Source organism: Streptomyces sp. NPDC044064 (assembly GCF_056434245.1).
Genome location: NZ_JBWKFN010000016.1, coordinates 185,983 through 202,309 on the forward strand (window position 1 = coordinate 185,983; position 16,327 = coordinate 202,309).

A 16,327-nucleotide genomic window follows, 5' to 3' on the forward strand; every position below is an offset into this window, starting at 1 on the left:
TCCGCCGCGACGCACACCTCATCGTCGCGCAGGAATCCCGGAACGGACCTGTTCGTCAGGGGTGTGTGTGATCGACGCGACCCCGGGCCCCGGCAGTGCGCGGGCCGCCGGGACGGCGGCCGCGGCCACCGCGGCGAGCACGAGCAGCGCCGTCCGGGGGCCCGCGCCCATCAGCGCGGTGCCCGCGGCCACGCCGAGTACGGGCCCGATGTTGAGCGCGGTCTGCTGCAGGCCCCCTGCCACTCCGGCCACCGCCACCCGCGCCTGCCGTACGACCACGTGCGTGGCCGCCACCATCACCGTGCCGAACCCGGCTCCCAGCAGGGCGAAGGCGCAGCCCTGGGCGAATGCGCCGGTGGCCCCGGACAGGACCAGGACGCCGAGTGCGAGCAGCGCCATTGCTGTTGCCGTCGTTCGTCGTGCACCCAGCCTGCGCAGCAGTACCGGGCACAGGGGAGCGGACCCCACCATCAGCACCGCCAACGGCAGGCTGCGCAGGGCGCTTTGGAACGGATCGAGGCCGAGTCCGCGCTGCAGCACGTACGTCTCGACGAACAGGGTTCCGAAGAGGGAGGCCGACGCCGCGACCAGGAGGGCGAGGGCCGACCCGACCGCGGGTGAGCGGATCACGTCGGGGGGCAGCAGGGGGCCTGTGATGCGGCGTTCGTGCCGTACGAAGGCGGCCGCGGCGAACGCGGCTACCGCCAGACCGGCGGCGACGGCCGTCCCGGAGGCGGGCAGCGCGGTCAGCGTCCGGACGAGACAGGCCAGGGTCACGGCGAGGAGCAGTGCCCCCGGCAGGTCCGATGGGGTGTGGGGAGCCGGCGCGTGGTCGGGGTCGGGCAGGACCAGGGCCGCCAGGCCCAGGCCCACGGCCGGCAGCACACTCAGGAAGAACACCGCCTGCCAGCCCAGCCCGTTCACCAGCGCCCCGCCCAGCAACGGCCCCGCTGCCGCCGCCAGGCCGATCGCGCTGGTGCGTATCGCGAGCGGCATCGCCAGCCGGTCCGGCGGAAAGGCGGCCCGCAGCATGCCGAGCGTGGCGGGCTGCAGCAGTGCCCCGAACACACCCTGTGCCGCGCGGAGTCCGATCACCCAGCCGATCGTGGGCGCCAGCCCGACGCCCGCCGAGGCGGCGCCGAACCCCAGCATGCCGAGCGCGAACATCCGCCGCTGCCCGTAGCGGTCGCCGAGCCGGCCCGCGAACACCAGCAGGCTCGCCACTGCCACGAGGTACGCGGTGCTGGTCCACTGCACCTGCGCGTACGACGCGTGCAGCGCCCGCTGCAGCGAGGGTTGGGCGACCGTGAGGACCGTGCCGTCCAGGGCTACGAGCACGGCGCCCGCCACACTGCTCACCAGGGTCAGCCGGCGGTTCACCGCCCGCCCTCCGGGCCCAGGTGGGCGAGGAGGGCCGTGTCCAGCAGCGCGTTGAAGTCGGCTTCGCCCGTGGCGAGTCGGAGGCTGCCCCAGCCCCACAGCTGGGCGATGCCGTGCAGGTTCGCCCACAGGGCGCCCGCCGTGCGCCGGGCGTCCGACTCCGGGCGGACCCGGCCGACGAGGTCCGCGAGGACGGTGAACAGCGGCAGGCTCGTTTCGCGCAGCCCCAAGTGGCCGCTCTCCAACAGATCGTGACGGAACATCAACTCATACATGCCGGTGTTGTCCAGAGCGAAGTCCAGGTACACGCGGGCCAGTTCCCGTACCTGTGTGCGCGGGTCGCCGGTGCCGGCGAGTGCCGGCCGGACCCGCTCGCCCAGATCGGCGAACCCCCGTCGGGCGATGGCGGACAGCAGTTCCAGATGGGTGGGGAAGTAGCGGCGTGGTGCCCCGTGCGAGACCCCCGCGCGGCGGGCGATCTCCCGGAGCGTCAGCGCCTGGACACCCTCGACGGCGACCAGGTCCACGCCGACGTCGATGAGGCGGGTGCGCAGCCCCGTGTCGGATTCGGTCATAGACAGTGTCTACCAGGCGGTCGTAGACAGTGTCTACTCGCCTGTCCGGGTGAGGGAATGCCCGTACCCCCGGGCCAGTTGACCCTCATATGACTCAGGACCCGACGCAGGACGCCCTGCTCAAGCTGCTCTCCGAGACGCGAGGCGGCGTGCTGGTCACGCTCAAGAGCGACGGCCGGCCCCAGCTGTCCAACGTCAGCCACGCCTACTACCCCGACGAACGGGTCATCCGGATCTCGATCACCGACGACCGCGCCAAGACCCGCAACCTCCGCCGCGACCCCCGCGCCTCCTACCACGTCACCAGCCAGGACCGCTGGGCGTACACGGTCGCCGAGGGCACGGCCGAGCTGACGCCGGTGGCCGGGGACCCGTACGACGAGACCGTCGAGGAGCTGGTCCGGCTCTACCGGGACGTCGTCGGCGAACACCCGGACTGGGACGACTACCGGGCCGCCATGGTCCGCGACCGGCGGCTGGTGCTGCGGCTCCCCGTCGAGCGGGCGTACGGCATCCCGAAAGGCTAGGCCCGGCCTACGGCACCTCGGCGGTCCGCGCCTCGATCGCCCGCAGTACCGCCACCATGTCCTCGCCGCCGTACCCCCGCGTGACCGTCTCCTCGAACAGGCTGTGGCAGACGTCGAGCAGGGGCGAGGCCAGGTGAGCCCTGCGGGCCGCCTCGGCGATGAGCCGGTTGTTCTTCAGGACGTCCAGGGCGGCCGCCTGCACCGCGAAGTCCCGCTCGCGCAGCTTGGGCGCCTTCATCCGGGAGACCCCGCTGGCCATGGGGCCCGCGTCCAGGACGTCCAGGAACAGGCGCCGGTCCAGACCCTGCCGTTCGGCGAAGTGGAAGGCCTCGGTCAGCCCGGTCACCAGGGTGATCAGGAAGAGGTTCACGGACAGCTTCATCAGCAGCGCGCCCGGTGCCGCGCCGCACGCGAACGTCTCCCGGCACAGGGGCGCCAGCAGCGGTCGTACGACGTCCACGGCGCACTCCTCGCCGGCCAGCATCGCCACCAGTTGCCCCTGCTCCGCCGGCACCCGGGAGCCGGAGACGGGTGCCTCCACGTACCGGCCGCCGGCCGCACGGACGTCGGACTCCAGGGCGTGGGAGTACTCGGGGGACGTCGTGCCCATGTGGACGACCATGCGTCCGGCGACCCGCGCGGGGAGGGCTTGGGTGCCGCGGCCGAGGACGGTGTCGGTCGCCGCCTCGTCCGCGAGCATCAGCAGCACCACCTCGGCCCGCGCGAACACCTCGTCGGCGTCCGCGGCGACCTCGGCGCCGGCCGCGCGCAACGGCTCGGTGCGCTCCGGTGTCCGGTTCCACACCACGAGGGGTGTGCCGGAAGCCGCCAGGCGCAGCGCCATCGGCTGACCCATCACTCCGAGACCGATGAATCCGACGTTCACGGGGGCCGCCCTTCGCTCTGCCGGCCTACTATGACCGCTGTCATAGTAGCGAGAGTTATGACACCGGTCATAGAGTGAAGGCCGAGGGTGAAGGCGATCGGAGGTCGGCCATGGCGCAGGCGCCGCACGGGCCGCGCGAGCGGATGGTGTTCAGCGCGGCCCAGCTGATCCGGCGCGACGGGGTCGGCGCGACGGGCATGCGGGACGTCGCCACCCATGCCGGAGCACCGCGCGGTTCGCTCCAGCACTACTTCCCGGGCGGCAAGGAACAGCTGGTCAACGAGGCCGTGGCCTGGGCCGGGCGGTACGCAGGCAGACGCGTCGCCCGCTTCCTCGCGGGCCTGGCCGAGCCGACGCCGAGCAGCCTGTTCGCGGCGATGGCGGCCCAGTGGACGGGTGAGTACGAGACGGAGGGCTTCGCCGGGGGCTGCCCGGTCGCCGCCGCGACCGTGGACTGTGCCGCCGCGGGTACCACCACGCGCGAGGCGGCCGCCGCGGCCTTCGCGACCTGGCGCACCCCGGTCGCCGAGGCGCTGACCGGCATGGGTGTCCCCGCCGTCCGCGCCGACTCCCTCGCGACCCTGATGATCAGCACCCTGGAGGGCGCGATTCTGATGGCCCGGGCCGAGGAGGACGTACGCCCGCTGCGGGCCGTGGTCCGTGAACTCGGGCCGCTGCTCGACGCCGCGGTGGTCTCCTCCGGGTGACGCTCTGCGCGCAGGTGCTTGTTCCGCGCGGTCTCCCGGACTAGCCTCCGCGCGTGATCAATGGGGCACATGTGGTGATCTACAGCCGTGACGCCGAAGCCGACCGGGCCTTCCTGCGGGACGTCCTCGGATGGGCGCACGTCGACGCGGGCCACGGCTGGCTGATCTTCCAGGCACCGCCCGCGGAGGTGGCCTGCCATCCCACGGACGGAGACCCGTCGCACGAACTGATGCTGATGTGCGACGACCTCGACGCGACACGGGAGCAACTCGCCGAGAAGGGCGTGGAGTTCGCCCAGCCGGTCGAGGAGGCCCGGTGGGGCCGGCTCACCGCGCTCCGGCTGCCGGGCGGCGGCCGCCTCGGGCTGTACGAGCCGCGCCATCCGCGACCCTAGGGCCCCGGACGGCGCGGGGCGGACGGCGCGGGGCGGTCGGCCGGTGCCCGCGTTTCCGTCGTGTCGAGCGGCCGTGCGTGAGCCGATCGGCTCCGCGTCGGCCGGCGCCGGTCCGCGTCAGCCGGCGGCTCGCTCCGCGGTGAGGTAGGCGATCACCATGTCGCCCAGCATGGTCCGGTAGTGCCCGCGCTGCGCAGGGTCCACCAGGTCACGGCCGAACAGGGCGCCGAAGGTGTGCCGGTTGGCGACCCGGAAGAAGCAGAACGAGCTGATCATCGCGTGCAGGTCGACGGCGTCGACATCGGCCGTGAACACCCCGGACTCCTGCCCTGTGACCAGGATCCGGCGGATCACGTCCAGCGCCGGCGAACCCATCCGCCCGAGCTTCCGGGAGGCCGCGATGTGCTCGGCGCCGTGGATGTTCTCGATGCTGACCAGCCGGATGAAGTCCGGGTGCTGCTCGTGGTGGTCGAAGGTCAGCTCCGCCAGACGCCGGATCGCCGCGACCGGGTCCAGGTGCTCGACGTCCAGCCGCTGCTCGGCCTCGCGGATCACGCCGTACGCCCGCTCCAGCACGGCGGTGAACAACTGCTCCTTGCCGCCGAAGTAGTAGTAGATCATCCGCTTGGTGGTACGGGTGCGCGCAGCGATCTCGTCCACCCGGGCGCCGTCGTAGCCGGCCCGGGCGAACTCCTGCGTGGCCACGTCGAGGATCTCGGCCTTGGTGCGGACGGCGTCACGAGTCCGCCCGCCGGTGTGCACCGGTTCTTCGACGCTGGTCATCGGGTTCCTTCGGGCATGGGGCCAGTGGCGGTGATTGTAGAAGCAGGGCCCGGAGCAGGACCCGCCGGACAGCGGCTCGCCCCCGGTGAGAGCCCGCCAAGCAGCAGGTGTGCCCGCGGTGAGACCTCGGTGAGACCCGGCCCCGCCTCGGTCACCGGCCCGCAGGCCCGGCCGATACTCACCACAATCCGGGGCGTTCCCAGCGTCCCGGACCATGACATCCCCGGGATGCCTGGAAGGCCGTTCATGCCGAGCCCCGCCAGCAAGCCACTCCTAGTCCGCCACGCCCCGCCGCCCATACCCGACACGGCCGTACGCACCCGCGCCCCCCGCTACGAGCGCCCGGTGCTGGCCGCCGTCGCCGCGCTCTCGGCCGTGCTGTGTCTGTGGGGCCTCGGCAACAGTGCCTACCACTCCTTCTACGCCGCCGCCGTGCGCAGCATGACCGACAACCCGGTCGCCTTCTTCTACGGCTCCTTCGACCCGGCGAACTCCATCACCCTGGACAAGCTGCCCGGCTTCCTGTGGCCGCAGGCCCTCTCCGCGCTGGTGTTCGGCTTCCACCCATGGGCGCTGGTGCTGCCGCAGGCACTGGAGACCGTGGCCTGCGTGCTGCTGCTCCATGTCCTGGTGCGCCGCTGGGCCGGGGTGCCGGCCGGGCTGCTCGCCGCCGCTTTCCTCGCCCTGACCCCGGTGACCGTGGGCCTGGGCCGCTCGGTCACCGAGGACGCGCCGTTCGTGCTGCTCCTGCTGCTGGCCGCCGAGGCCACCTGGAGGGCCACCGCGCACGCCCGGCCGCGCACCCTGCTGCTCGCCGCGTTCTGGGTGGGGCTCGCCTTCCAGTGCAAGATGCTGGAGGCGTGGGCGGTGCTGCCCGCCCTGGCCGTGACGTACGCCGTCGCCGCCCCCACGACGCTCCGCCGCCGCGTCGGCCATCTCGCCCTGGCCGCGGCGGTCATGGTCGTGGTGTCGCTGTCGTGGATGCTGGTGGCCGCGTTCACCCCGTCCGGGGCCCGCCCGTACCTCGACGGCACCACCGACGACTCGCCGTTCGGGATGGTCGTCGGCTACAACTTCCTGACGCGCTTTCATGCCGTCGGCATCGACGCGGCCGGCACCGGCAGCATCGTCGCGAGCCGGGCGGCCCACGGCGGCCACCGGTTGCCGCCCGGCATGGGCGACGGCATCTGGAAGATGTTCGGCCCGGGCCTGGCCACCCAGACGGGCTGGCTGTACCCGCTCGCCGCGTTCGGCCTCGTCGGAGGGGTGCTGGCGGTGCGCAGGCGGGGCCTGCCGCGCACGGACCCGCTGCTCGCCGGGTTCCTGCTGTGGGGGGTGTGGCTGGCGACCTTCTTCCTGGTGTTCAGCTTCGGCAGCGTGACCGGCCACACCTACTACATGGGCGTGGTCGCGGTGGCCGTCTGCGCACTCGCCGCGGTCGGGGTCGTGCGGGCGCGGCGCAGTCGTGTGCTGCCCGTGGTGCTGCTGGCCGACGTCTTCTGGTGTGCGGCCCTGACGCTGTGGTACCCGCGTTTCTTCGCCTGGTCGGCGGCGTTCGCCGTGGCCCTTGGCCTGCTCGCGCTGCTCCTGGCCGGCGCGCGCCGTCGCCCGGCCGCACTCGCCGTCGGCGTCTGTGCCGTCCTGCTGATCCCCGCCGTGTGGTCGGCCTCCGCGCTGTCCCTGCGCTACAACCAGCCCGGCGGCTTCGGCCGGGTCGGCCCCACCAGCACCCGTACCGGCTCCGGGCAGGCCACGCTCGGCCCCGAGCGGCAGCGGATCCTCGCCTATCTGACCGCGCACCGCGACGGCGCCCGCTACCTGGCCGCCGTCCCCGGATGGCAGGACGCCGCGCCCTACGTCATCGCCGCCGACGCGCCCGTGCTGCCGATGGGCGGCTTCACCGGCCGGGTCCCGTACCCGGCACCGGCGGCCTTCCACCGCCTGATCGGCTCCGGGCGGCTGCGCTACGTCGTCCTGTCGCGCGCCGACCTGCTCCCCGGCGCCCGTACCGGACGCATCCCGGCCGGGACCCTGGTGCGCTGGACCACCGCTCACTGCCGGCTCGTCCCGCCCGCCGCCTACGACCCCGGTGACCGGACCCGGCTGCTGTACGACTGCGGCCCGGGTCACTCGGGGTGACCCGGGCCGCGGAAAGGGCCGCTATGCGCGTCGGTTCCACTCGGCGACGACCGGCCGCCCGTGCTCCGTGGAGAGCCGGCTGACGGTGCCGGTCGCCAGCTGGAACAGCCGGCCCTCTGCGGGCGGCAGACCCAGCCGGCGGGCGGTGAGCACCCGCAGGAAGTGGGCGTGCGCGACCAGGATCACGTCACCGGTGTCCGTGGCGAGCGCCTTCTCCACCCGGGCCAGCACCCGGTCGGCGCGCGCCCCGATCTGCTCGGGCGACTCGCCGGGGTGCCCTTCGGGGCCGGGCGGTACGCCGTCGGTCCACAGGTCCCAGTCGGGGCGGGTGCGATGGATGTCGACCGTGGTGACACCTTCGTAGCCGCCGTAGTCCCACTCGTGCAGATCCTGGTCGGGTACGGCCCCGGTCAGGCCCGCGAGTTCGGCTGTGCGTATCGCGCGGCCCAGCGGGCTGGTCAGCGCGAGGGCGTAGGTCCGTCCGGTGAGGAGCGGGGCGAGGGACTTGGCCTGTTCCTCGCCGTGCGTGGTGAGGGGCAGGTCGGTCCAGCTGGTGTGCTGTCCCGACACGCTCCACTCCGTCTCGCCGTGGCGGACCAGCAGGAGGTCCCCCACGGCCGCTCAGCCCTTGGTCTCTACGGCGTGGCCGCCGAACTGGTTGCGCAGCGCGGCGATCATCTTCATCTGCGGCGAGTCCTCCTGGCGGGAGGCGAACCGGGCGAACAGCGACGCGGTGATCGCGGGCAGCGGCACCGCGTTGTCGATGGCGGCCTCGACCGTCCAGCGGCCCTCGCCGGAGTCCTCCGCGTACCCGCGCAGCTTCTCCAGGTGCTCGTCCTCGTCCAGGGCGTTGACCGCGAGGTCGAGCAGCCAGGAACGGATGACGGTGCCCTCCTGCCAGGAGCGGAAGACCTCGCGGACGTTCTCCACCGAGTGGACCTTCTCCAGCAGCTCCCAGCCCTCGGCATAGGCCTGCATCATGGCGTACTCGATGCCGTTGTGGACCATCTTCGAGAAGTGCCCGGCACCGACCCGGCCGGCGTGGACGTAGCCGTAGGGGCCCTCCGGCTTGAGTGCCTCGAAAATGGGCTTCAGGCGCTCCACGTGCTCCTTGTCGCCGCCGACCATGAGCGCGTAGCCGTTCTGCAGGCCCCAGACGCCGCCGGAGACGCCCGCGTCGACGAAGCCGATGCCCTTGATGCCGAGTTCGGCTGCGTGCCTCTCGTCGTCCGTCCAGCGGGAGTTGCCGCCGTCCACGACCACGTCACCGGGGGAGAGCAGGTCCTTGAGTTCGTCGATGACCGTCTGGGTGGCGGTGCCGGCCGGGACCATCACCCAGATGATGCGCGGACCGTCGAGCTGCTGGACCAGTTCCTCGAGGCTCTTGACGTCGGAGACCTCCGGGTTGCGGTCGTAGCCGATGACGGTGTGGCCGGCGCGGCGGATACGCTCGCGCATGTTGCCGCCCATCTTGCCGAGACCGATGAGACCGAGCTGCATGATCAGTTCACTTCCTGAGATTGCGGTAGGCGGCGACGAGGGCCGTGGTGGACGGGTCGAGACCGGGCACGGCGGCGCCCTCGGTCAGGGCGGGCTCGATGCGCTTGGCGAGGACCTTGCCCAGTTCCACGCCCCACTGGTCGAAGGAGTCGATGTTCCAGACCGCGCCCTGGACGAACACCTTGTGCTCGTAGAGGGCGACCAGCTGGCCGAGCACGGACGGGGTCAGCTCGCGGGCGAGGACCGTGGTGGTGGGGTGGTTGCCGAGGAAGGTACGGTGTGCCACCTGCTCCTCGGACACGCCCTCCGCACGGACCTCCTCGGCCGTCTTGCCGAAGGCGAGGGCCTGGGTCTGGGCGAAGAAGTTGGCCATCAACAGGTCGTGCTGGGCCTTGAGTTCACCGCTCAGCTCGGCGACCGGCTCGGCGAAGCCGATGAAGTCCGCCGGGATCAGCTTGGTGCCCTGGTGGATCAACTGGTAGTAGGCGTGCTGCCCGTTGGTGCCGGGCGTGCCCCAGACCACCGGGCCGGTCTGCCACTCCACCGGATCGCCCGCCCGGTCCACCGACTTGCCGTTGGACTCCATGTCCAGCTGCTGGAGGTAGGCGGTGAACTTGGACAGGTAGTGGCTGTACGGCAGGACCGCGTGCGACTGGGCGTCGTGGAAGTTGCCGTACCAGATGCCCAACAGGCCCATCAGCAGCGGCGCGTTGGCCTCGGCGGGCGCGGTGCGGAAGTGGTCGTCGACGATCCTGAAGCCGTCGAGCATCTCCCGGAACCGGTCCGGGCCGATGGCGATCATCAGGGACAGGCCGATCGCGGAGTCGTACGAGTAGCGGCCGCCGACCCAGTCCCAGAACTCGAACATGTTGTCCGGGTCGATGCCGAAGCCGGTGACCTTCTCGGCGTTCGTGGACAGCGCCACGAAGTGCCTGGCGACCGCCTTCTCGTCGCCGAGGGCCTTCAGCAGCCAGGAGCGGGCCGAGGTGGCGTTGGTGATCGTCTCGATCGTGGTGAACGTCTTGGACGCGACGATGAACAGGGTCTCCGCCGGGTCCAGGTCCCGGACGGCCTCGTGCAGGTCGGCGCCGTCCACGTTGGACACGAACCGGAACGTCAACTCCCGCGCCGTGTACGCGCGCAGTGCCTCGTATGCCATCGCCGGACCCAGGTCGGAGCCGCCGATGCCGATGTTGACGACGTTGCGGATCCGCCTGCCGGTGTGTCCGGTCCACTCGCCCGAGCGGACCCGCTCGGCGAAGCCGGCCATCTTGTCCAGGACGGCGTGCACCTGCGGCACGACGTTCTCGCCGTCGACCTCGACCACCGCGTCACGCGGGGCGCGCAGCGCGGTGTGCAGGACGGCTCGGCGCTCGGTGATGTTGATCCTCTCGCCGTGGAACATGGCGTCCCGCAGCGCGAACACACCGGTGGCGGAGGCGAGTTCCTGGAGGAGGGCCAGGGTCTCGTCGGTGATCAGGTGCTTGCTGTAGTCGATGTGCAGATCGCCGACCCGCACGACGTACCGCTCGGCGCGGCCGGGATCCTTCGCGAACAGCTCACGCAGGTGCGGCTGCCCCTCGGCGCGGTGGTCGGCGAGGGCCATCCACTCCGGGCGGCGGTTGAGCTTGACGGAGTCTGACGGTGCGTCGGACATCTCAGGCGTTCTCCTTGGTGGCCTCGCCCTTGAGAGCGATGGCGTACATCTCGTCGGCGTCGAGGCGGCGCAGCTCCTCGGCGATGAGTTCGGAGGTGCCACGGACCTTCAGGGCGAGGGTGCGCGGCGGCTGGCCGGGCAGGGTCAGCTTCGCGATGGGCCCCTCGGGCCGGTCGATGACGATCTCGCCGTTCGCGGTGCCGAGGCGTACGGCCGTGACGACCGGGCCCGCGGTGACCACGCGGTCCACCCGGACGTGCAGGCGGGCCTCCAGCCAGCGGGCGAGGAGCTCGGCGCTGGGGTTGTCCGCCTCGGCCTCCACGGCCGCCGACGTCACCTTCGCGCGGGCCTGGTCCAGGGCGGCGGCCAGCATGGACCGCCACAGCGTGAGCCGGGTCCAGGCGAGGTCGGTGTCGCCGGGCGCGTAGTTGCCCGCCCGGGTCTCCAGGACCTCCATCGGCCGCTCGACCGCGTACAGGTCGGTGATCCGGCGCTGAGCGAGCGCGCCGAGCGGGTCCTTGGACGGGGTGTCCGGCGCGTCCACCGGCCACCACACGACCACCGGGGCGTCCGGCAGCAGCAGCGGCAGGACCACGGAGTCGGCGTGGTCGGACACGTCGCCGTAGGTCCGCAGCACGACGGTCTCGCCGGTGCCGGCCTCCGAGCCGACCCGGACCTCGGCGTCCAGACGCGAGGTGGTGCGGTCGCGCAGGGTGCGGGCATGCCGCTTGATGACGACCAGGGTGCGCGAGGGGTGCTCGTGCGAGGCCTCCTCGGCGGCCCGGATCGAGTCGTAGGCGTTCTCCTCGTCCGTGACGATGACCATCGTCAGGACCATGCCCACGGCGGGGGTGCCGATGGCGCGGCGGCCCTGCACCAGCGCCTTGTTGATCTTGCTTGCCGTGGTGTCGGTCAGGTCGATCTTCATGGCCTGCGCCAGCTCCGTCCGTCTCGTGCGAGCATCTCGTCCGCTTCCCTCGGTCCCCAGCTGCCCGACGCGTACTGCGCCGGCCTGCCGTGCGCCGCCCAGTACTCCTCGATCGGGTCGAGGATCTTCCAGGACTCTTCCACTTCCTGGTGACGGGGGAACAAATTGGCGTCACCGAGCAGTACGTCCAGGATGAGCCGCTCGTACGCCTCCGGGCTCGACTCGGTGAACGACTCGCCGTAGGCGAAGTCCATGGACACGTCCCGGATCTCCATCGAGGTGCCCGGCACCTTCGAGCCGAACCGGACGGTCATGCCCTCGTCGGGCTGGACGCGGATGACGATCGCGTTCTGGCCCAGTTCCTCGGTGGCGGTGGAGTCGAACGGGGAGTGCGGGGCCCGCTTGAAGACCACCGCGATCTCGGTGACCCGGCGGCCGAGCCGCTTGCCGGTGCGCAGGTAGAACGGGACGCCCGCCCAGCGGCGGTTGTCGATGCCCAGCTTGATCGCGGCGAAGGTGTCGGTCTTCGACTTGGGGTCGATGCCGTCCTCCTCCAGGTAGCCGACGACCTTCTCGCCGCCCTGCCAGCCGGTGGTGTACTGGCCGCGCACGGTGTGCTTGCCCAGTTCCTGTGGCAGCCGCACCGACTTGAGCACCTTCAGCTTCTCGGTGAGCAGCGCCTCCGCGTCGAACGCGATGGGCTCCTCCATGGCGGTGAGCGCCATCAGCTGCAGGAGGTGGTTCTGGATGACGTCACGGGCCGAGCCGATGCCGTCGTAGTAGCCCGCGCGGCCGCCGATGCCGATGTCCTCGGCCATGGTGATCTGCACGTGGTCGACGTAACTGCGGTTCCAGATCGGCTCGTACATCTGGTTGGCGAAGCGGAGCGCCAGGATGTTCTGGACGGTCTCCTTGCCCAGGTAGTGGTCGATCCGGAAGACCTGGTCGGGCTCGAACACGTCGTGCACGACCGCGTTCAGCTCCTGGGCCGACCTCAGGTCGTGGCCGAACGGCTTCTCGATGACCGCCCGGCGCCAGGCGCCCTGCGGGGGGTTGGCAAGGCCGTGCTTCTTCAGCTGCTGCACGACCTTGGGGAAGAACTTCGGCGGCACCGACAGGTAGAACGCGAAGTTGCCGCCGGTGCCGCGGGAGGCGTCCAGCTCCTCGACGGCCTGCTTCAGCTGCTTGAAGGCGGTGTCGTCGTCGAAGTCGCCGGGGATGAACCGCATGCCCTCGGCGAGCTGCTGCCACACCTCCTCGCGGAACGGGGTGCGGGAGTGCTCGCGCACCGCGTCATGGACGACCTGTGCGAAGTCCTGGTCCTCCCAGTCGCGGCGGGCGAAGCCGACGAGGGAGAAGCCGGGCGGCAGCAGGCCGCGGTTGGCCAGGTCGTACACGGCCGGCATCAGCTTCTTGCGGGACAGGTCGCCGGTCACACCGAAGATGACCAGACCGGAGGGGCCCGCGATACGGGGGAGCCGGCGGTCGCGGGTGTCCCGCAGCGGGTTGTCCCAGTCGGTGGCCGGGGCGTCCGGGACGCCGACCTGTGCGGCGGGCGTCTCGGGTTCCGGAGCCTTGGTCGTCATTACGCGTCAACTCCCTTGCTGTCCAGGGACTTGGTGACGGCGTCCAGCAGTTCCTGCCAGGCCGTCTCGAACTTGGCGACGCCCTCGTCCTCCAACTGCTGGACGACCTCGTCGTAGGAGATGCCGAGCCGCTCCACGGCGGCGAGGTCGGCGCGGGCCTGCGCGTAGCCGCCGGTCACCGTGTCACCGGTGATCTCGCCGTGGTCGGCGGTGGCCTTCAAGGTGGCCTCCGGCATCGTGTTCACGGTGCCGGGCGCGACCAGCTCGTCCACGTACAGCGTGTCCTTGTACGCGGGATCCTTCACGCCCGTGGAGGCCCACAGCGGCCGCTGCTCGTTCGCCCCGTCGGCGGCGAGCGCCGGCCAGCTCCCGGAGGCGAAGACCTCCTCGTACGCCTCGTAGGCGAGCCGCGCGTTGGCGAGCGCCGCCCGGCCCTTGAGGGCGTGGGCCTCGTCCGTGCCGAGGGCGGTCAGCCGCTTGTCGATCTCGCTGTCCACGCGGGAGACGAAGAAGGACGCCACCGAGTGGATCCGGGACAGGTCGAGGCCCCGCTCGCGGGCCTTCTCCAGGCCGGCCAGGTAGGCGGCCATGACCTCGCGGTAACGCTCCAGGGAGAAGATCAGCGTCACGTTGACGCTGATGCCGAGGCCGATGACCTCGGTGATGGCCGGAAGGCCCGCCTTCGTCGCCGGGATCTTGATCATCACGTTGGGACGGTCGACCAGCCAGGCCAGCTGCCGGGCCTCGGCGACCGTCGCCACGGTGCGGTGCGCGAGACGCGGGTCGACCTCGATGGAGACCCGGCCGTCGCGGCCACCGGTGGCGTCGTACACCGGACGCAGGATGTCGGCGGCCGCGCGCACGTCGGCGGTCGTCATCATCCGCACGGCTTCCTCGACCGTGACACCGCGTACGGCGAGGTCGGTCAGCTGCTCCTCGTAGCCCTCGCCGGAGCCGATGGCAGCCTGGAAGATCGAGGGGTTGGTGGTGACGCCGACGACGCCACCGCTCTTGACCAGCTCGGCCAGGCCGCCCGACGTGATCCGCTTGCGCGACAGGTCGTCCAGCCAGATCGACACGCCCTCGTCGGCGAGGCGCCCGAGGGCTCCCGGGGTCGCGATTGCTTCGGTCACAGTGATCATCTTTCTAGTCGCGTCGATATCAGGCGCGCGCGGCGGCCAGCGATGCACGGGCAGCGGCGGCGACGTTCTCGGGGGTGAAGCCGAACTCGGCGAACAGTGTGGTCGCGTCGGCGGAGGCACCGAAATGTTCGAGTGAGACAATCCGACCTGCGTCGCCCACGAACCGGTACCACGTCAGGCCGATACCGGCCTCGACGGCGACACGGGCCTTCACGGCCGGCGGCAGCACGCTCTCGCGGTAGGCGCGCGGCTGCTCCTCGAACCACTCCACGGACGGCATCGACACCACCCGCGTGCCGATCCCCTCGGCCTCCAGCTGCTCCCGCGCGGCGACGGCCAGGTGTACCTCGGAACCCGTCGCGATGATGATCACCTCCGGGGTCTCGGTCGAGGACTCACGCAGCACATACCCGCCCTTGGCGGCGTCCTCGTGGGGCGCGTACACCGGCACGCCCTGGCGGGTGAGCGCGAGCCCGTGCGGGGCCGGGGCGGTGGCGTGCCTCTTCAGGATCTCGGCCCAGACGACCGCGGTCTCGTTGGCGTCCGCCGGGCGGACGACGTTCAGGCCCGGGATGGCGCGCAGCGAGGCCAGGTGCTCGACCGGCTGGTGGGTGGGCCCGTCCTCGCCGAGGCCGATGGAGTCGTGCGTCCACACGTACGTCACCGGCAGCTGCATCAGCGCCGACATCCGGACGGCGTTGCGCATGTAGTCGGAGAAGACCAGGAAGGTGCCGCCGTAGACGCGGGTGTTGCCGTGCAGGGCGATGCCGTTCATCTCCGCGGCCATCGAGAACTCGCGGATGCCGAAGTGGATGGTTCGGCCGTACGGGTCCGCCTCGGGCAGCGGGTTGCCCTTCGGCAGGAAGGAGCTGGCCTTGTCGATGGTGGTGTTGTTCGAGCCGGCCAGGTCGGCGGAGCCGCCCCACAGCTCGGGGAGGACGGGGCCGAGCGCCTGCAGCACCTTGCCGGAGGCGGCACGGGTGGCGACGGACTTGCCCTCCTCGAACACCGGCAGGGTGTCCTCCCAGCCCTCGGGCAGCTCGCCCTTGCTGATCCGGTCGAACAGCCGGGCCCGCTCCGGGGCGGCCGTGCGCCACTCGGCGATCCGCTTGTCCCAGGCCGCGTGCGCCTCGGCGCCCCGGTCCAGGGCCCGGCGGGTGTGGTTCAGGACCTCGTCGGTGACCTCGAAGGACTGCTCCGGGTCGAAGCCGAGGACGCGCTTGGTGGCCGCGATCTCGTCCGCGCCGAGCGCGGAGCCGTGGGAGGCCTCGGTGTTCTGCGCGTTCGGCGCCGGCCAGGCGATGATCGTGCGCATCGCGATGATCGAGGGCCGTCCGGTCTCGTCCTGCGCGGCCTTCAGCGCCGCGTACAGGGCGGGCACGTCGACGTCGCCGTCGGCGGTGGGCTCGATGCGCCGGGTGTGCCAGCCGTAGGCCTCGTACCGCTTCAGCACGTCCTCGGAGAAGGCGGTCGCGGTGTCGCCCTCGATGGAGATGTGGTTGTCGTCGTAGAGGAAGACCAGGTTGCCGAGCTTCTGGTGGCCCGCCAGGGAGGAGGCCTCGGCGGAGACGCCCTCCTCCAGGTCGCCGTCGGAGACGATCGCCCAGACGGTGTGGTCGAAGGGGGAGGTGCCCTCCGGGGCCTCCGGGTCGAACAGTCCGCGCTCGTAGCGGGCGGCCATCGCCATGCCGACGGCGTTGGCGACGCCCTGGCCGAGCGGGCCGGTGGTGGTCTCGACACCGGCGGTGTGCCCGTACTCGGGGTGGCCGGGCGTCTTCGAGCCATGGGTGCGGAACGCCTTCAGGTCGTCCAGCTCCAGCTCGTACCCGGCGAGGAAGAGCTGGGTGTAGAGGGTCAGCGAGGTGTGGCCGGGGGACAGCACGAAGCGGTCACGGCCGGTCCACTCCGGGTCCGCCGGGTCGTGTCGCATCACCTTCTGAAAGATCGTGTACGCGGCCGGGGCCAGGCTCATCGCGGTGCCCGGGTGGCCGTTGCCGACCTGCTGCACGGCGTCTGCCGCGAGAAGCCGGGCCGTGTCCACGGCACGCCGGTCGAGGTCGGTCCACTCGAAGCCGTCGGATGTCTGCGTGCTCATCTTCAAGAAGTCCTCGTTCAGTGCGTG

The 16,327-nt window shown here is 71.6% G+C and carries 14 protein-coding genes and 1 pseudogene; 4 read left to right on the plus strand and 11 right to left on the minus strand.

Annotated elements, in window-relative coordinates; translation table 11 throughout:
* Positions 1–18: 18 nt before the first annotated feature.
* Both AC07DS_RS25925 and AC07DS_RS25930 read right to left on the minus strand, forming a co-directional pair.
* Positions 19–1,380 (minus strand): MFS transporter, encoded by a 1,362-nt coding sequence (locus AC07DS_RS25925; RefSeq protein WP_479148926.1) that lies wholly within the window; start codon positions 1,378–1,380, stop codon positions 19–21.
* Complete coding sequence (locus tag AC07DS_RS25930) at positions 1,377–1,955, minus strand: TetR/AcrR family transcriptional regulator (RefSeq protein WP_479148928.1); 579 nt, start codon at positions 1,953–1,955, stop codon at positions 1,377–1,379. The genes AC07DS_RS25925 and AC07DS_RS25930 overlap by 4 nt, the downstream gene beginning before the upstream one ends.
* A gap of 89 nt (positions 1,956–2,044) precedes the next feature.
* On the opposite strand from AC07DS_RS25930, the gene AC07DS_RS25935 reads away from it, so the two are divergent.
* Positions 2,045–2,482 carry a PPOX class F420-dependent oxidoreductase gene (locus AC07DS_RS25935; RefSeq protein WP_479148930.1) on the plus strand — a complete coding sequence of 146 codons (438 nt, stop codon included), beginning with the start codon at positions 2,045–2,047 and terminating at the stop codon, positions 2,480–2,482.
* A 7-nt stretch (positions 2,483–2,489) separates the two neighbouring features.
* On the opposite strand, the pseudogene AC07DS_RS25940 reads toward AC07DS_RS25935, so the two are convergent.
* Positions 2,490–3,407 (minus strand): annotated as a pseudogene (locus AC07DS_RS25940) (NAD(P)-dependent oxidoreductase); the annotation flags it as partial.
* Positions 3,408–3,478: 71 nt separating this feature from the next.
* Here AC07DS_RS25940 and AC07DS_RS25945 point away from each other — a divergent pair.
* Together AC07DS_RS25945 and AC07DS_RS25950 are read left to right on the plus strand one after the other, a co-directional pair.
* Positions 3,479–4,075 carry a TetR/AcrR family transcriptional regulator gene (locus tag AC07DS_RS25945; RefSeq protein ID WP_479148932.1) on the plus strand — a complete coding sequence of 199 codons (597 nt, stop codon included), beginning with the start codon at positions 3,479–3,481 and terminating at the stop codon, positions 4,073–4,075.
* 53 nt (positions 4,076–4,128) lie between these two features.
* Entirely contained in the window at positions 4,129–4,470 is a 342-nt protein-coding gene (locus AC07DS_RS25950; protein WP_145877835.1) for a VOC family protein, read from the plus strand.
* Positions 4,471–4,587: 117 nt separating this feature from the next.
* Here AC07DS_RS25950 and AC07DS_RS25955 read toward each other — a convergent pair whose 3' ends face one another.
* Positions 4,588–5,253, minus strand: a complete 666-nt coding sequence (locus tag AC07DS_RS25955) for a TetR family transcriptional regulator (protein WP_479148934.1) — start codon at positions 5,251–5,253, stop codon at positions 4,588–4,590.
* A 246-nt stretch (positions 5,254–5,499) separates the two neighbouring features.
* Here AC07DS_RS25955 and AC07DS_RS25960 point away from each other — a divergent pair, with 246 nt between their 5' ends.
* Positions 5,500–7,392 carry an ArnT family glycosyltransferase gene (locus AC07DS_RS25960; RefSeq protein WP_479148936.1) on the plus strand — a complete coding sequence of 631 codons (1,893 nt, stop codon included), beginning with the start codon at positions 5,500–5,502 and terminating at the stop codon, positions 7,390–7,392.
* A 21-nt stretch (positions 7,393–7,413) separates the two neighbouring features.
* Here AC07DS_RS25960 and AC07DS_RS25965 read toward each other — a convergent pair whose 3' ends face one another.
* Genes AC07DS_RS25965 through tkt form a run of 7 tightly spaced genes read right to left on the minus strand, consistent with a single transcriptional unit; the run spans position 7,414 to position 16,300 of the window.
* Positions 7,414–8,007: a histidine phosphatase family protein gene (locus AC07DS_RS25965; protein WP_479148937.1), complete on the minus strand. Its 594-nt coding sequence runs from the start codon at positions 8,005–8,007 to the stop codon at positions 7,414–7,416.
* 6 nt (positions 8,008–8,013) lie between these two features.
* Positions 8,014–8,892: a phosphogluconate dehydrogenase (NAD(+)-dependent, decarboxylating) gene (gene gnd, locus AC07DS_RS25970; RefSeq protein WP_479148939.1), complete on the minus strand. Its 879-nt coding sequence runs from the start codon at positions 8,890–8,892 to the stop codon at positions 8,014–8,016.
* Positions 8,893–8,899: 7 nt separating this feature from the next.
* Positions 8,900–10,549 carry a glucose-6-phosphate isomerase gene (gene pgi, locus AC07DS_RS25975; RefSeq protein WP_479148940.1) on the minus strand — a complete coding sequence of 550 codons (1,650 nt, stop codon included), beginning with the start codon at positions 10,547–10,549 and terminating at the stop codon, positions 8,900–8,902.
* Between the two features lies 1 nt (position 10,550).
* Complete coding sequence (opcA, locus tag AC07DS_RS25980) at positions 10,551–11,477, minus strand: glucose-6-phosphate dehydrogenase assembly protein OpcA (RefSeq protein WP_479148942.1); 927 nt, start codon at positions 11,475–11,477, stop codon at positions 10,551–10,553.
* Positions 11,474–13,063, minus strand: a complete 1,590-nt coding sequence (gene zwf, locus AC07DS_RS25985; protein WP_479148944.1) for a glucose-6-phosphate dehydrogenase — start codon at positions 13,061–13,063, stop codon at positions 11,474–11,476. The genes opcA and zwf overlap by 4 nt, the downstream gene beginning before the upstream one ends.
* Positions 13,063–14,205: a transaldolase gene (gene tal / locus AC07DS_RS25990; protein ID WP_479148946.1), complete on the minus strand. Its 1,143-nt coding sequence runs from the start codon at positions 14,203–14,205 to the stop codon at positions 13,063–13,065. The genes zwf and tal overlap by 1 nt, the downstream gene beginning before the upstream one ends.
* A 19-nt stretch (positions 14,206–14,224) precedes the next feature.
* A complete protein-coding gene (tkt, locus tag AC07DS_RS25995; protein ID WP_479148948.1) occupies positions 14,225–16,300 on the minus strand; it encodes a transketolase in 2,076 nt (691 codons plus the stop codon).
* Positions 16,301–16,327: the final 27 nt, after the last annotated feature.

What these genes read in the sequence shown, in the direction of transcription:
- AC07DS_RS25930 (WP_479148928.1), bottom strand. Translation starts at nt 1,955, where the DNA reads ATGACCGAATCCGACACGGGGCTGCGCACCCGCCTCATCGACGTCGGC.
- AC07DS_RS25935 (WP_479148930.1), top strand. Translation starts at nt 2,045, where the DNA reads ATGACTCAGGACCCGACGCAGGACGCCCTGCTCAAGCTGCTCTCCGAG.
- AC07DS_RS25945 (WP_479148932.1), top strand. Translation starts at nt 3,479, where the DNA reads ATGGCGCAGGCGCCGCACGGGCCGCGCGAGCGGATGGTGTTCAGCGCG.
- AC07DS_RS25955 (WP_479148934.1), bottom strand. Translation starts at nt 5,253, where the DNA reads ATGACCAGCGTCGAAGAACCGGTGCACACCGGCGGGCGGACTCGTGAC.
- AC07DS_RS25960 (WP_479148936.1), top strand. Translation starts at nt 5,500, where the DNA reads ATGCCGAGCCCCGCCAGCAAGCCACTCCTAGTCCGCCACGCCCCGCCG.
- gnd (WP_479148939.1), bottom strand. Translation starts at nt 8,892, where the DNA reads ATGCAGCTCGGTCTCATCGGTCTCGGCAAGATGGGCGGCAACATGCGC.
- pgi (WP_479148940.1), bottom strand. Translation starts at nt 10,549, where the DNA reads ATGTCCGACGCACCGTCAGACTCCGTCAAGCTCAACCGCCGCCCGGAG.
- opcA (WP_479148942.1), bottom strand. Translation starts at nt 11,477, where the DNA reads ATGAAGATCGACCTGACCGACACCACGGCAAGCAAGATCAACAAGGCG.
- zwf (WP_479148944.1), bottom strand. Translation starts at nt 13,063, where the DNA reads ATGACGACCAAGGCTCCGGAACCCGAGACGCCCGCCGCACAGGTCGGC.
- tal (WP_479148946.1), bottom strand. Translation starts at nt 14,205, where the DNA reads ATGATCACTGTGACCGAAGCAATCGCGACCCCGGGAGCCCTCGGGCGC.
- tkt (WP_479148948.1), bottom strand. Translation starts at nt 16,300, where the DNA reads ATGAGCACGCAGACATCCGACGGCTTCGAGTGGACCGACCTCGACCGG.